Raw genomic sequence first — 14,583 nt, forward strand, 5'->3', positions numbered from 1 at the left:
GGCATTATTTTCAGGTTACCCCTCGCCGGGGGCATGGCTTCTTATTGCGCGTCTCAGTGTTGATGCATTGGAAACCCCACTGTACCAAGCCTTCACATTGCTGGGATTCAGGACAATACATACATCTTGGTATCGTTCGACACCCTTTGATGCGCCCCAGTTTTGAGAAAAGCAGCCGTACTTAGGGTTCCCGTACTTTACCTGCAGGATTTGGCGGTTTCTCTGTGTGGCCGCCAATCAGTCCATAGATTCTTGCTCAGTAATCTTTAGCAGTGTCTCCTGGATGCTGATCACACCTTGAAGTCGATGTTTTTCAGCCTCGCTGTCTCGAAGTTGAGTTTTAAGTGACTCGATTGTGTTCTTGTCTTCTTTCCGAGCTAGTTCAAGCCGCTGCACCTCACCGGTTAATGCAATGGTGGAGGCTTCTATTTCCAGCAGCCGCTTGTTAAGGTTTTCGTGGGCCTTTTGCAACTGCTGCCGATCCGCATCAATCCGGCGCTGCCCTTTTTTCTCTGCCGCCAATTCGGCGTTGATTCGCGCTAAATCTTGATAAGCTTGTGTGAGTTCGTTTTGCTTACTCAGCAAGTTCTGGCTTATCGCACGGTTTTCGGATTGCAATTGTTGAAGTAGGCCTTCATGGCGGCGTTGCTCGATGTCACGCTGTTCCTTGATCGATTGGCGATAGTGTTCAAGCGCTTCTCGTGCGTGCTTGTGCTTTTCTTCTAGCGAGATCTTGTGAGCTTCGTTATCTCTCAGCCGCTCGTTCAAATCTAGTACTTGCTGCGTGGTTCGATCCAGAAGTCGCTCCTTTTCGTAGAGCGCGTGTGCTGTCGTCTCATGAGCAGCTTGCTCAGCTTCCAGTTGCGTTTCGCACTGTGCTAGCCGTTCTTTGAGAGTCGAATTCTCAGCTTGTTGTTGCGCAAGCTTGGCGTTCAATGCATCCATCTGGGCTACGTGCTGTGCCTTTACTTCGACAATCTTCTCATTTGCCTCTTCCTTAAGCCGCGCAGCCAACCTCTCTACCAAGTCACTCAAAACTTCACTCACAGCCACGCACCCAGGCGAACCAGACCCCTCTTCTTCTTCAAGCTCTTGTAAGTAACGGTGAATCGTCGACTTGGAGCCTGTATTGCCTAGTTCAATTCGTACGGCATCTATAGATGGATTGATGCCACGCGAGATCAATGCGTTACGTGCTTGACTGACCTCTGACTTGTAGATGCCTGCGCGTGCCATGATGGCTCCTTAGTGAAATAACGTACTAATTACATACTACGAATGTACATACTAAAAATCAATATATTGAAACAACAAAATCGCCAAAAGTTAACCCATGATAATTGTGAATTATCATGGGTTAGATTGAATTCAGCTTCAAAGGTGATGCCCATTTAGTACGATTCCAGTCAGCTCTAAGGACATCAACCGCGTCCGAATGCAAACCAGCGTTGTTCAAGGCACTCGCCGCTGACAGCCATAAGCTGAGGCAGCAATTTAAGAAATCAAAAATGCACTTGATCTTCCATAAATCAATGGCCTGCGTAGTGATGGCGAACAATGGTAAACATTAGCTGTAGCTTGAACTTGAGCATCGCTATCAAATCATGATCCGGCCACGTTGATCTGCGTTTGACTCGTTCTGATGGCAGTAATCGAAACCCGAATAAGTCAGTTAGTAACGTCAAATTTACAGAGGAGCAGCAACTTTCTCCTCCAAACCCCTATCCAAGATCAAGGCGCCAGATTTCAAGGGGGCTACTATATGCACTCTTGAATTGACCACCAAGGTAACTGAAAGTGGATAACCAAACCTACATCTTTGACGCACGCGGCGTCGCTAAGCGATTTCGACATGCGGCTATTTTTGGCGCGCTCGAATCGCTATCGCGCGGCGAAACCATGCGTTTTGTAAACGATCATGATCCGCTGCCGTTACTACAGCAGTTACAAACTCGCTATGGCAACCAAGTAGAAATTCAGTACATCGAACGCGAACCAGGTGCGATTACTATCGACTTTGTCGTTCGGCCACAGCATCGAACCGAAGAAGTAGCTCAAACGTCCTCAGGCGGTTGTGGCGGTGGCGGAGGTTGCGGTTGCTCTGGCGGCTAAATCAGACTTGATGACCGAATCAAGGTAGCATTAAGCAATCAGGCCGGATTATCCGGCCTGACTTATGTTTCAATTTTGACTCAGGATAAGTGCGTTAAAGCCGACATTACCGGCCACTCCACACTATCCAGCCAGTTTTTGACGATCAGACCCAAATCCGTGTCCCCAGCAATCTTCAAGCGGCGCTGAAAAAACAACGTATCCGCGTCAGCGGTACCTCGAACCAGTCGAAGGAAATCCATTGCAGGCGCAGTAATTTCCAGATCTACCGCCATGCCCTCGGCCGTTAACACGAATTGCCCGCGCATGCAGCTAAAACGCGCTCGCAGGTTCAGGTCACTGACTAGTATGCTGAAATGATGGCCGTCGAGTTCCTCGGGCGGTGTCAGCACATTCAATTTTCGAGCGACTTCCAAGGCTGATAGCAGCGGCAGTGTCGTCAGCACTACGGGAAATTTATCAATTAGGCTTGCAAGGAGCGGTTTCATGGCGAATTTCCTTTATTACGCATGCGCATGTAATTGAATGCCTGGGGTGCCATGCCAGTATCCATCGCAACGGTTGATCCCCGATGGCGGGCTGACTTTCGAAGCAGCGCGCTGATAACGGATGGCGTCCAGTGCTGCAATTGCTTCTAGAGTCCCGCTTGAGTGAGGGCTGACGCGTAAGACGTCTACATCCATCGCAGCTAATTCTGTGGCGTAAGGCAGCAGATCAAGACATTGTCCAGACTGCGTCTGTATCCCGTTGATAGCTAGAAACTGATCGCCCTCCTGCGTATTGACAACCAAACCGTCCGGATGATCGATACATTTGAATGCGCAGGCATCTTTATTGAGCCGGTAGTGGCGGGCGGTAAAGCATCTGGAAGAGAACGCAAGTGGCATGCGTCCCCAGACCATCACTTCGATATCAAGCCCTGCCGGACACTCCTGCATAAGCGCATGTACCCCATCTCGAGACAGTTCGACGGGTAATACGGTACGGACGCAGCCCATGCTGTGCAGCCAGGACAGGGTGTCGCGGTGATAGGCATTCAGATGCATGCCGCCTACGAAGGGCCGACCGGACATCAAGCGAATTGCGCCCGTATCACCCGCCTCAAACATGGCGGCCTCCAGTTGGCACCAGCGCTTGAGTAAATTGGCATCTGAATGCGAGTCAATCAATGTTTGCGTAGACAGGATCACCCGCTTGCCAGCTTGTTCTAGTTCCGCGGCGAGGCCTAGCCAGTCAGCAGTTCTAAGCTCATGGCGACGACTGCACACCGTTTCGCCCAGATAGATAATATCGGCAGCGGACTGTGAAATCTGTTCATAAAAATCGATCACCTGCTGCTTTGGCCAGTAATACAGCAATGGACCAACCGATACGTCAAACAATTTTGGTTTGAGATTCATTTCCATGGGCGGTCATACGCTCCCTGTGTCACTTGTTCTCCTTCAGCATGGCGAGACAGTGCCTGATGCCAGGTACTGCGAGCGGCATAGCGGGCGGGGTCTCGTTTGAGGGCGTCGATGGCTGCACGCAGTGTAGACACCACCTCCTTCACATAGGCCGGACTTCGCTGCCGACCCTCGATCTTCAGGGCACTGACGCCTATTTCAAGCAAGCGAGGCAATAGATCCAGCGAGTTCAGGCTGGTTGGGTTTTCCAGTACATGGTCTACCTCACCTTCGACCTCGAAACGACCTTTGCACAAGGTGGGATAGCCTGCAGATTCACCTGGACCATAGGCATCGATCATGATGCCGCCGAGCCGGGCTTCCAGCGTGTTACCTTTATCCAGCCAGCGCACTGCGTGAGCAGGTGAACACACCCCTTTGTTATTGGGAGAATCACCAGTGGCAAAGGAGGACAGCAGACAGCGTCCTTCAGCCATCACGCACAGGCTGCCAAAGCCGAATACCTCGAGCGGCACGCTGGTGTGCTGAATCAGGCGCTCGATATCTGCAAGCGCCAGTACCCTGGGTAATACCGCCCGTACAATGCCAAACTGCTCGCGCATCAATTCAATTGCGTCTGCGTGGGTAGCAGAACCCTGTACCGACAGGTGTCGGTTCATTGCCGGATAACGATCAGCCGCGTAAGCCAGCAAACCCGGATCTGCAAGGATAACGGCATCCGCCCCGAGGGCATGGGCCGCATCCACTGTGGCACGCCATTCGCCTGCCCTGCCTGCTTGCGGAAATGTATTGATTGCCACCATGACTTTCCGCTTGTGCTGCCTGGCGTATTGAATACCGCTCCTGATGTCCGCTTCCGTAAAATTCAAACCGGAAAAATTGCGGGCATTGGTGGCGTTTTTTAGCCCGATATACACTGCATCCGCCCCTGCATTGACGGCAGTTTTGAGAGCCAGCAGATTGCCCGCCGGCGCAACGAGTTCCATATCAGCATCCTCCGGTCAGCGTGCCACGCATCACTGACGTACGGTGAAGTGGGTAAATTGCTGTGCGAGCTGATTCAGCATGTCGGACGACAGCGCCTGTCCCGCACGGGCCCAGTTGTAATGACGCATGTATTGCAGCGAAAACGCCTTCACTCCCCGCTGGGCGAGATCGCTGCCAAGCTGGCACAAGGCCTGTTCATCAAACAGCGCCCGATCCCAGGTCGTACGGCATTCAAATGGCACATCCGAGTTCAACAGCAACTCCAGACTGGTCAAGGCAGACAGGCTGCTGTGCTTCCGGCCGGTAATGTCGTCATACCGGCCTTCGGGCGCTTTAATGTCCAGTCCTATCCAGTCAAGCACCGGCAAAATCCTCGCAAGCCGCGCGGGATAGATGCCTGCGGTGTGTAGTCCGACCTTAAAACCCATCTGCCGGACAGTACGGATCATGCTGTCAAGTTGCGGCTCACTGCAGGGCTCTCCGCCTGAAAAAACAACGCCTTCCAGCAATCCACTGCGTTGCGCCAGAAAATCGGTGATATCAGTCCAGCGCATTGTGTGATGACGGTCCTGTAGATGCGGATTGTGGCAATAGCTGCACCGCCACGGACACCCGCTGATAAACACTACCGCGCACAACACGCCCGGCCAGTCGACCGAAGAATACGGCACCATGCCGCCAATGGCTGGCGCCGATTCGAGCTTGATTGGAATGTATACGCTATCCATGCATGCCCTGCCCGATCCCCGGCTCCTTGAAAAAGGTACGTTCGTTGAACTCGCCCTTCTTGCCGGTATTGAATGATGCAACCGGACGGTGATAGCCCATGACCCGGGTCCATACCTCGCAGCGTGTGCGCAGGTCTGGATCAATGTGTTCAGGAAAGCTCGACTGAATCTGGCTCATGCTGTGCTCCTTGTGTAGTTGAACTGGCGGGTGCGGGAAAACGGGCAATCAGCTCCGCATCGCAATGCGGGCAGAATTCGTGGTGTCCACTGAGATAGCCATGCTTCTGGCAGATCGAGAATGTCGGTGTGACGGTGATGTAAGGCAGACGGAAATTGCTCAGTGCGCGCCTGACCAGCGTCTTGCAGGCAAATGCAGAGCTAATGGCTTCATTCAAATACAGATGCAGCACGGTGCCGCCTGTATAACGCTGCTGCATGGGGGTTTGCCGCGACAGTGCTTCAAAGGGGTCATCGGTATACCCGACAGGTAGTTGACTGGAATTGGTGTAGTAAGGCTGCTCGGCTGTGCCTGCTTGCAGAATGTCCGGCCAGCGCTTGCGATCTTCTTTTGCAAAGCGGTAAGTGGTACCTTCGGCCGGCGTCGCTTCGAGGTTGTACAAGTGACCGGTTTCGGCCTGAAAGTCCGTCATGCGCTGGCGCACATGGTCAAGCAGCCTGATTGCGAATGATGCACCGAATGGCGAGGTGATATCGTCGGTATCACCGGTGAAATTGCGGATCATCTCGTTGATGCCATTCACCCCCAGCGTGGAGAAATGATTGCGCAGGGTACCCAGATAGCGTTTGGTATAGGGGTATAGCCCCTGATCCATATAGCGCTGCACCACTTTGCGTTTGACCTCGAGCGAATCGCGCCCGATATCCAGCAAGGCATCCAGCCGTGCAAACAGCCGCGCTTCATCGCCCTTGTAGAGGTAGCCCAGCCGCGCACAATTAATGGTCACCACGCCAATGCTGCCCGTTTGTTCGGCCGAACCGAACAGGCCATTGCCGCGCTTGAGCAGCTCACGTAAATCCAGCTGCAGGCGGCAGCACATGGAGCGCACCATATGCGGCTCCAGTTCGGAGTTGAGGAAATTCTGGAAGTACGGCAGGCCATATCGCGCCGTCATCTCGAACAGCAGATCAGTATTGGGATGATCCCAGTCGAAATCCGGCGTGATGTTGTAGGTGGGGATCGGAAAGGTAAAAACGCGCCCAAGCGCATCGCCCGCCATCATCACTTCGATATAGGCACGATTGATCAGGTCCATTTCGGATTGCAGATCGCCATAGGCAAATGGCATTTCTTTGCCGCCGATATAGGGAATCTGTTCTTTCAGATCAGCCGGACAGGTCCAGTCGAAGGTGAGATTGGTAAAGGGGGTTTGCGTGCCCCAGCGGCTCGGGACATTGAGGTTGTAGATCAGTTCCTGCATGCATTGCTTGATGCTGGCGTAGTCCATATTGTCGACACGGACAAAGGGTGCCATGTAAGTATCAAACGATGAAAACGCCTGCGCACCTGCCCACTCGTTTTGCAGGGTGCCCAGAAAGTTGACGATCTGGCCGATGGCCGCCGACATATGTTTGGGTGCAGTCGCTTCGATTTTGCCCGGTATGCCATTGAAGCCCTCTGTCAGCAGGCGTCGCAGCGACCAGCCCGCGCAGTAGCCGGACAGCATATCCAGATCATGGATGTGGATGTCACCCGAACGATGTGCCTGCCCTGCTGCGGGATCGTACAGTTGGTCGAGCCAGTAATTTGCAGTGACCTTGCCCGCCACATTGAGAATCATGCCGCCGAGGCTATAGCCCTGATTGGCGTTGGCATTGACGCGCCAGTCGCGCTGCTCCAGATATTCATCCATCGAACTTTGCACATCGATCAGCGTGCCTCGCATATTGCGTAACTGCTTATGGCGTTCGCGGTAGACAATATAGGCGCGGGCGGTTTGCCAGAAGCCGGCGTCCACCAGCACTTCTTCAACGATGTTCTGGATCGTTTCGATGGCGGGACAATCGATTTTCCGCAACCGGTGCGTGACCGTCTCGGCTAGTGACGCTGCAATATCTTCTTTAAAGGCGCCCGTTGCAGTGCCCGCTCGCGCAATGGCCTGAGCGATTTTTTCTGGCTGGAACCGGACGTGTTCTCCGCTGCGCTTTTGAACCTGACTTGCCATCTCCGTCACCATATTTAGTATTGATGTGGCAATCCTACTACTAGATGTTGTTAAAAAACGGATGTACAGGTAGGATTTTTGGAATGATTGACGTGAGTCAAGCGGGGTGTGGTGAGTTGCACAAATCAGCCCATCTGGTGCACCGTACCACCCAAGAATGCCAGATCCTCGGCATCATGCGATACCAGAATCACCGGCATGGCCAAAGCCTGCACATGTGGTTTAAGTTCATTACGGACATGTTCGCGCAAGGCAGGATCGAGCGCCGAAAATGGTTCATCGAGTAGCAGCATATCAGGCTGGCTCATCAGCGCCCGGGCCAGGGCCGTGCGTTGCCGCTGGCCACCGGAAATCTGATGCGGATGGTGATCGGCTAACTGCGTTAGTCCGAAAGTAGATAGCCAGCGATCAAGTTCGGGTGATTGCCATTGCCTGCCGGGATTGCGCCAGCCGGATTGTGCTGCAAAGGCGATGTTCTGGCGTACCGTGAGATGCGGAAACAAGGCATAGTCCTGCTGTACATAACCAATGCGCCGCGCTCTGGCGGGGAGATTGATTCGCTGGCCTTGATCAAAAAGCGTCTGCCCGTTGATACGGACATGCCCAGCGTCAGGACGGAGCAAACCGGCAATGCAGCGCAACAAGACGGTCTTGCCACTGCCGGATGGCCCCATGATGGTGAGCCTGCCGGATTCGCTCTGCAGATGCTCGTTCAGGGTAAAGCTGCGCCCTGCGGCCTTGAGCGTGATGCGGATGGATACATCGATTGTCAGCCTGTCCGGACTCATCTCACAGCCTTTCCGGCATGCGCAAGCTTGCGGCTTAATACCAATGCAAGCAAACAGACCATCGAAATCAGGATGACCAGCAGATTAGCCAGCGCATCATTTCCCGCCTGCACCGCTTCATATACCGCCAGCGAGAGTGTCTGGGTTTCGCCGGGAATGCTGCCTGCAACCATGAGCGTGGCACCAAATTCGCCGAGTGCGCGTGCAAATGCCAGCGTCACGCCGGAGAGAATGCCTGGCCATGCCAGGTGCAGGGTGACGCGCCAGAAAATTGCTGCGCCGGTGAGTCCGAGGCTGCTGGCCGCGTCTTCCAGATGGGGGTCGACCGATTCGAATGCTGCACGTGCGGGCTTTAGCACTAGCGGTAAGACAACAATGGCCGCGGCCAGCACGGCGCCTTGCCAGCTGAACACCAGTCGTATGCCGAACCAGTGCTGTAAATGGGAGCCAAGTACGCCATGCGCACCCAACACCACCAGCAGGTAATACCCGAGTACCGTGGGAGGCAACACCATGGGCAGCGTGAGACAGGCATCCAGCCATTCACGCCCCGGAAAACGGGTGCTCGCCAGCACCCATGCCAGACCGGTACCGAACAGGCTGGCCATTAGTGTCGCCCAGCCAGCCACTTTCAGCGATAGTAACAATGGGGTCAGCGCAGATGCCTCAGTCACGCGCATGGACCTTAGGGCTGCGTAAATCCATAGCGGGCAAGAATGGCCTGCCCTTCGCCGGACAGGAGAAATTCTTCGAAACGGTGTGCATCGGTGGCATCGCAAGCTTGTCTAGTCAGAGCAACGGGATATCGAATCGGGCGCGTGGTGCCGACTTTAATGGCAACACGCACCTTGTCGGCGGCGGCCTTTGCATCCGTGAAATACACAAATCCGGCATCTGCCTCGCCGCGTGCCACGTAATCCAGCGACTGACGCACATTGAGCGTCATAACTGATTTAGCCTTGAGTGCGGGCCAGAGCTTGGCCTGAGTCAATGCATCGACTGCGTAATGCCCCACTGGCACACTGTCCGGATTACCAATGGCAATCCGAGTAATCGCAGTATCGGTCAATTGCGCCAGCTGGGTCAGCCCCTTTTTACTGTCTACAGGCTGTACCAGCACCAGCGTATTGCTTGCAAATGGCTTGATAGAGGCGGGACAAACGAGCGATTGTTTCCGCGCTTCATCCATTGTCTCGACATCGGCACTGGCAAACACATCGACCGGTGCGCCATGGCTGATTTGCTGCAGGAGCACGCCGGATGCCGCGACATTCAGCTTCACATGGATGGCTGGTTGGCGCTGTTCGAATGTCTGTGCGACATCCTTCATTGCTTCGGTTAGGCTGCTGGCGGCGGAAACAGTGATGTCGCCTGCGAATATAGCATTTGTCAGAAGCATCGTAACAATACAGCACAGGAAATCGCTTCGAGTGAGATTAGTCTTCCCGATCTTCAATTTAGACTTCCTACTCCATTTGAACTGCTATCTGGCAGCAATATACAATTTACTTGGTCACCGGATTGGAGGCTTTGCCAAGGTTCGCAGCGCAGCAAACAATTGGCTGCAGCGAGACTTGAAACCTCAGCAGAACCTTGTTGCTCCAATATCTGGACCACGATTTCACCTGATCGCACAAGCCATTTGGCCCTCAAATAGACTGGCCTTGCATCGCGATTTCTAAATGCAGCCTCCAGGCTTGCTGGTATGAGCATACTATCCGCCTGACGCAAACCTGATCTTTTCAGTAGCCACGGGCGCGCCAAGATCTGCAAAGTGACAACAGCGGCGACTGGATTTCCTGGTAAGGCAAAGAATGGTACGCCGGCTACATGACCATAAGCAAAGGGCTTGCCCGGCTTGATCGCTACGCGCCAGAACGCAATCTCGCCTTGCGCCTGCACTGCATCGCGCACATGATCCGCCTCGCCCACCGATGCCCCGCCGGAACTCAGGATAACGTCCACTATACTGGCTGCAGCCTGCAAACCAGTCCGTGTTCGCTCAGCATCGTCTGGAATACGACCCAGATCTATTGCTTCACATCCCAAATTGCGTAGCAACGCCAGCAATTGAGGACGGTTACAATCGTATATCTGCCCTGGCAATAGAGTATTACCCGGTTCAACCAGCTCGTTGCCAGTGGATAGCACGCCCACGCGCAATCGCCGGTAAACCGGTATCTGTATGTTGCCTTGGGCAGCCAGCAGGCCGATGTGCAGGGGCTGTATGCGCTCACCAGCGGATACAAGCTGCGCACCGGTAGACAGCTCAGATCCGTGCGCTCGTATATGCTGACCTGCGCGCCCCGCCTCACTAAAGCTCACTTCAAGCCCACTCTGCGTCGCATATTCCTGCATGACCACACGATCTGCACCGGCTGGGACCGGCGCCCCCGTAGTGATACGCATAGCCTGGCCAGGCAACAGGGCTGCTGGCTGACCATCTCCGGCCAGAACAGAACCCACAAATTGATAAGGTCCTAGGTCGCCATCGTGGACTGGTGCAAGTGCATAGCCATCCATTGCACTACGATCGAGATCTGGCATGTCAAACTGGGCGTATACCGGCTCAGCGGCAATGCGTCCGACCAGCCGGTCCAGCGATACCATTTCGACTGCCTGCTGCGGACATGTTATCGAATCCAGATGAGCCAGCACCTCTTCAATCGTCATAAAGAAATCATTTTCTTGCTTGCCCATTCTGCTTAGCCCGTATCCAGTTCAATCCACAACATGATAGCGGCGGCGTGTATTTTCATGGCGGTGCATATGAACTAGTCCTTATGCAGTAGGCGGATGGGCCATCCGGCGAATAGCCGTACTGGTCTCATGGGCATAGCCTCAGGGTGTCTAGTTTTATCTCAACCCGGGAGGTCGTTTATGAGTCACCCCGACTTCAATCGAAGATCGATATCCGTACTCGCATCGAGTACGCTGGCATTCACGATCTGTTTTGCAGTGTGGATGATGTTCGCAGTGATCGGGATTCCGATCAAGAAACAGCTTGGCCTGAATGAAACCGAGTTCGGCATACTGGCGGCCATGCCGGTCCTGTCCGGCTCGCTGATCCGTGTGCCGCTTGGCATTTGGACCGACCGCTTTGGCGGCCGCATCGTATTGTTTTCCCTGATGCTGTTGGCCGTGGTACCTGTTTGGTTGATCAGTTATGCCTCCGAATACTGGCAGTTCCTCTGCCTGGGCCTGCTGGCAGGCTTGTCTGGTGGCTCCTTCTCCGTAGGTACACCCTATGTGGCACGCTGGTTCAGCAAGCAGCATCAGGGTCTGGCCATGGGCATCTTTGGTGCAGGCAATAGCGGTTCGGCGCTGAATAAGTTCGTGGCCCCGGCGCTGATTCTGTCGGCTGGTAGCTGGACGGTAGTGCCAAAGGTGTATGCCATCGGCCTGTTGATCACCGCCATCCTGTTCTGGCTGTTTTCCGCGGCCAATCCTGCGCATCAGGTGAAGTCGAAGGCGTCTCTTGGCGAGCAATTGCGGTTGCTGAAAGATCCCAAGGTGCTGCGCTATTGCCAGTACTACTCCGTGGTGTTTGGCGGCTATGTGGGTCTGGCGCTGTGGATGACCAAGTACTACGTGCAGGAATACGGCTTCACCATGCAACTGGCTGCCTTGCTGGCCGCATCCTTCTCGCTGCCGGGTGGTGTATTGCGCGCACTGGGCGGCTGGATTTCAGACAAGTTCGGCGCCTACAAAACTACCAAATGGGTACTGTGGGTGTGCTGGGTGGCCTTCTTTATCCTCAGCTATCCGCAAACCGACATGATCATTCAGGGCGTAAACGGCCCGGTGAGCCTGCACATTGGCCTCGGCCCGGTTGCCTTTACGGTCATACTGTTTGTGGTGGGCGTGGCCATGGCGATCGGCAAGGCATCGGTCTTCAAGTTCATTTCCGATGACTACACCGACAATATCGGCGCAGTTTCCGGTGTGGTGGGCCTGGCAGGGGGGTTAGCAGGCTTTTTCCTGCCGATCATGTTTGGTGCGCTGGTCGATCTGACTGGTATCCGCAGCTCCTGCTTCATGCTGCTGTATGGCACCATATGGGTGGCACTGATCTGGATGCAGTTCAAGTTCCGTCCCGAAATCGTGGCCGACGAACAGCAAGCCATTGAAGACATTCGCCTGCTCACGCACTGGACGCCAGAAGATCAGGGGTTCTGGAGCAAGGTGGGAGAACGCGTGGCATGGCGCAATCTGGCGATCTCCATCCCGGCCCTGATGCTGTCATTCAGCGTTTGGATGCTGTGGAGCGTGGTGGTGGTGAATCTGGATAAAGCGGGCTTCCAGCTCTCCAAGGGCGAGATGTTCTGGTTAACTGCCCTGCCCGCACTGTCTGGCGCAACCTTGCGGATTTTCTATTCCTTCTTGATCCCGATTTTTGGCGGACGCCGCTGGACCACTCTCTCGACTGCATCGCTGCTGATTCCGGCCATTGGCATGGGCTTTGCCCTGCGTGATCCGAGTACCAGCTATCCCACACTGCTGGGTCTGGCTCTGCTGTGCGGTCTGGGGGGCGGCAACTTCAGCTCGTCGATGTCCAATATCAGCTTCTTCTTCCCTAAAGCCCAAAAAGGCATGGCCACGGGCCTGAATGCAGGTATCGGTAACCTGGGCGTATCGCTGGTGCAGTTTGTAGCGCCCCTGGTGATTTCATCCGCCGTATTCGGCACGATGGGCGGCGAAGGCCATACCTATGTAAAGGACGGCATCGAAAAGTCGATCTGGCTGCAGAATGCCGGTTTTGTCTGGGTGCCATTCATTATTGCAGCATCGATTGCGGCCTGGTTTGGCATGAATGATATTGCCGATGCCAAGGCTTCCTTCGCGGATCAGGCCATCATCTTCAAGCGCAAGCACAACTGGCTGATGTGCTGGCTGTATATCGGTACCTTTGGTTCCTTTATCGGCTTCTCCGCTGGTCTGGCGATGCTGACCAAGTCACAATTCCCCGGCATCAACCCCACTCAGTACGCCTTCCTTGGCCCACTGGTCGGTGCACTTGCACGACCGATTGGTGGCTGGATATCCGACAAGCTGGGCGGCGCCCGTGTCACGCTGCTGGTCTTCATCGCGATGATTGGCGCTGTGATGGGCGTCATCCACTACCTGCCGCATGGTGGCGTGGGTGGCGACTTCCAGCACTTCCTCGCCATGTTCATCGTGCTGTTTGCGCTGACAGGCATTGGCAATGGCTCGACCTTCCGCATGATTCCGGTGATTTTCCTGACCGAACGTCAGCGGGATGCAGCCGGTAAAGGCACTGCGGCTGAGAAGCAGGCCCTGACTGACGCCGGCAAGGAATCCGCCGCGGTTCTGGGCTTTTCGGGTGCGATTGGTGCCTATGGCGGCTTCTTTATCCCGATGAGCTTTGGCGCCTCACTTAGTGCCACTGGTGCGGTTGATGCGGCTCTGCAATGCTTCATCGCCTTCTATGTGAGCTGCCTGCTGATTACCTGGTGGTTCTATGCACGGCCGAAGGCAGAGATTCACTGCTAATGGGTTGAATCCTTCAAGGAAAAGCACTCGCGGAAGCGGGTGCTTATTTCATTGCCAACCCCTTGATTTACAACAAGGAATACTGGCCGCTACTCAGCGAAAATTTCCCCCATTCCGAGTGGCTCACCCATGCATCATGGCCAAAAAATTCCCGATTCATCCCACCCATCCCGAACGTATCTGCTGGGGCTGCGACAAGTATTGTTCAGCCGATGACCTGCGCTGCGGCAATGGCTCCGACCGGACGCAACATCCGATCGAGCTGTGGGGAGAAGGATGGGATACCTGGGGACAGGAAGATGCCGGCAGGACAGACGCCCAGACAGAGGCCGACAGAACGCACATCAGGCCCGTGTATTGATCAGCGTGCCCAGCATTTAGATGGCAACTTTGACGTCTTTGGCGGAGGCAGAGTAGCCATTGCGGTATTGCAGCTGATTCACCATTTCGGTATTCAGATCAGTCCCACTGCCCAGACTCAAGCCCCCAGCCCCGCTCTGCCCTTGTCTGACGCTAACGGTCGAGGTGTTTTCTCTGAACTGTGCTTCCTGCGGCTTGATCCCCTTGGTGAGCGCATTAGCGACATTGTGTGCCGATACATTCATCGCGTTCTGGTAGCTTTGCACGCCGGATAGGCCAGTGCTGAAGGCGAATGTACTCATGGCGGGGTGCCAAGATACGAATCACGTCTAATGTAATCCCGGAATGGCCATGTCCAGCATGGCCTTCCCCCATCCTCCTAAAGAACTACGCCGCCTGCATCATCTTTCCCCCTCCTTTGGTCAATGGTCGCCCGTTGTCGCCTCGCGCACACTGCGGATCAGACGGGGCGCGTTTGCGCCTGCCATGGAGATACAAGATGAGT

At 54.7% G+C, this 14,583-nt stretch carries 15 protein-coding genes and 1 pseudogene; 4 read left to right on the forward strand and 12 right to left on the reverse strand.

Annotated elements, in window-relative coordinates; genetic code table 11:
• Positions 1 to 237: 237 nt before the first annotated feature.
• The gene (locus tag KSF73_16585; GenBank protein MBV1777340.1) at positions 238 to 1,236 is read right to left on the reverse strand and encodes a DNA-binding protein; all 999 of its coding nucleotides are present in this window, start codon (positions 1,234 to 1,236) and stop codon (positions 238 to 240) included.
• A gap of 555 nt (positions 1,237 to 1,791) precedes the next feature.
• Here KSF73_16585 and KSF73_16590 point away from each other — a divergent pair.
• Positions 1,792 to 2,112, forward strand: a complete 321-nt coding sequence (locus KSF73_16590; GenBank protein ID MBV1777341.1) for a DUF2249 domain-containing protein — start codon at positions 1,792 to 1,794, stop codon at positions 2,110 to 2,112.
• Positions 2,113 to 2,192: 80 nt separating this feature from the next.
• On the opposite strand, the gene KSF73_16595 is transcribed toward KSF73_16590, so the two are convergent.
• The 10 genes from KSF73_16595 to KSF73_16640 form a co-directional block, all read right to left on the reverse strand.
• Positions 2,193 to 2,600, reverse strand: a complete 408-nt coding sequence (locus KSF73_16595; GenBank protein MBV1777342.1) for an SCP2 sterol-binding domain-containing protein — start codon at positions 2,598 to 2,600, stop codon at positions 2,193 to 2,195.
• A gap of 15 nt (positions 2,601 to 2,615) precedes the next feature.
• Positions 2,616 to 3,512, reverse strand: coding sequence for a U32 family peptidase (locus tag KSF73_16600; protein ID MBV1777343.1), 897 nt, complete (start codon positions 3,510 to 3,512; stop codon positions 2,616 to 2,618).
• Positions 3,509 to 4,504, reverse strand: a complete 996-nt coding sequence (locus tag KSF73_16605) for a U32 family peptidase (protein ID MBV1777344.1) — start codon at positions 4,502 to 4,504, stop codon at positions 3,509 to 3,511. The genes KSF73_16600 and KSF73_16605 overlap by 4 nt, the downstream gene beginning before the upstream one ends.
• Positions 4,505 to 4,534: 30 nt before the next feature.
• Positions 4,535 to 5,233, reverse strand: coding sequence for an anaerobic ribonucleoside-triphosphate reductase activating protein (locus tag KSF73_16610; protein ID MBV1777345.1), 699 nt, complete (start codon positions 5,231 to 5,233; stop codon positions 4,535 to 4,537).
• A complete protein-coding gene (locus tag KSF73_16615) occupies positions 5,226 to 5,411 on the reverse strand; it encodes an anaerobic ribonucleoside-triphosphate reductase (GenBank protein MBV1777346.1) in 186 nt (61 codons plus the stop codon). Before KSF73_16615 ends, KSF73_16610 begins: the two co-directional genes overlap by 8 nt.
• A complete protein-coding gene (locus KSF73_16620; GenBank protein ID MBV1777347.1) occupies positions 5,383 to 7,416 on the reverse strand; it encodes a ribonucleoside triphosphate reductase in 2,034 nt (677 codons plus the stop codon). Before KSF73_16620 ends, KSF73_16615 begins: the two co-directional genes overlap by 29 nt.
• A gap of 125 nt (positions 7,417 to 7,541) precedes the next feature.
• Positions 7,542 to 8,189, reverse strand: coding sequence for an ATP-binding cassette domain-containing protein (locus tag KSF73_16625; protein ID MBV1777348.1), 648 nt, complete (start codon positions 8,187 to 8,189; stop codon positions 7,542 to 7,544).
• An 11-nt stretch (positions 8,190 to 8,200) separates the two neighbouring features.
• Positions 8,201 to 8,884 (reverse strand): molybdate ABC transporter permease subunit, encoded by a 684-nt coding sequence (gene modB / locus KSF73_16630; GenBank protein MBV1777349.1) that lies wholly within the window; start codon positions 8,882 to 8,884, stop codon positions 8,201 to 8,203.
• A 5-nt stretch (positions 8,885 to 8,889) separates the two neighbouring features.
• A complete protein-coding gene (modA, locus tag KSF73_16635) occupies positions 8,890 to 9,603 on the reverse strand; it encodes a molybdate ABC transporter substrate-binding protein (protein MBV1777350.1) in 714 nt (237 codons plus the stop codon).
• 53 nt (positions 9,604 to 9,656) lie between these two features.
• Complete coding sequence (locus tag KSF73_16640) at positions 9,657 to 10,904, reverse strand: molybdopterin molybdotransferase MoeA (protein ID MBV1777351.1); 1,248 nt, start codon at positions 10,902 to 10,904, stop codon at positions 9,657 to 9,659.
• Positions 10,905 to 11,084: 180 nt separating this feature from the next.
• Between KSF73_16640 and KSF73_16645 the strand changes: the two are divergent.
• From KSF73_16645 to KSF73_16655, 3 genes and pseudogenes are all read left to right on the forward strand, one after another.
• Positions 11,085 to 12,305, forward strand: a pseudogene (locus KSF73_16645) (NarK/NasA family nitrate transporter).
• Positions 12,282 to 13,718, forward strand: a complete 1,437-nt coding sequence (locus KSF73_16650) for a NarK family nitrate/nitrite MFS transporter (protein ID MBV1777352.1) — start codon at positions 12,282 to 12,284, stop codon at positions 13,716 to 13,718. Before KSF73_16645 ends, KSF73_16650 begins: the two are co-directional and overlap by 24 nt.
• Positions 13,719 to 13,854: 136 nt before the next feature.
• On the forward strand, positions 13,855 to 14,079 hold the full coding sequence (locus KSF73_16655) for a DUF3079 domain-containing protein (protein MBV1777353.1): 225 nt from the start codon (positions 13,855 to 13,857) through the stop codon (positions 14,077 to 14,079).
• A gap of 16 nt (positions 14,080 to 14,095) precedes the next feature.
• On the opposite strand, the gene KSF73_16660 is transcribed toward KSF73_16655, so the two are convergent.
• Positions 14,096 to 14,380 (reverse strand): hypothetical protein, encoded by a 285-nt coding sequence (locus KSF73_16660; GenBank protein ID MBV1777354.1) that lies wholly within the window; start codon positions 14,378 to 14,380, stop codon positions 14,096 to 14,098.
• Between the last annotated feature and the right edge of the window lie 203 nt (positions 14,381 to 14,583).

The organism is Burkholderiaceae bacterium DAT-1, from assembly GCA_019084025.1.
In the GTDB taxonomy this organism is placed as follows: domain Bacteria; phylum Pseudomonadota; class Gammaproteobacteria; order Burkholderiales; family Chitinimonadaceae; genus DAT-1.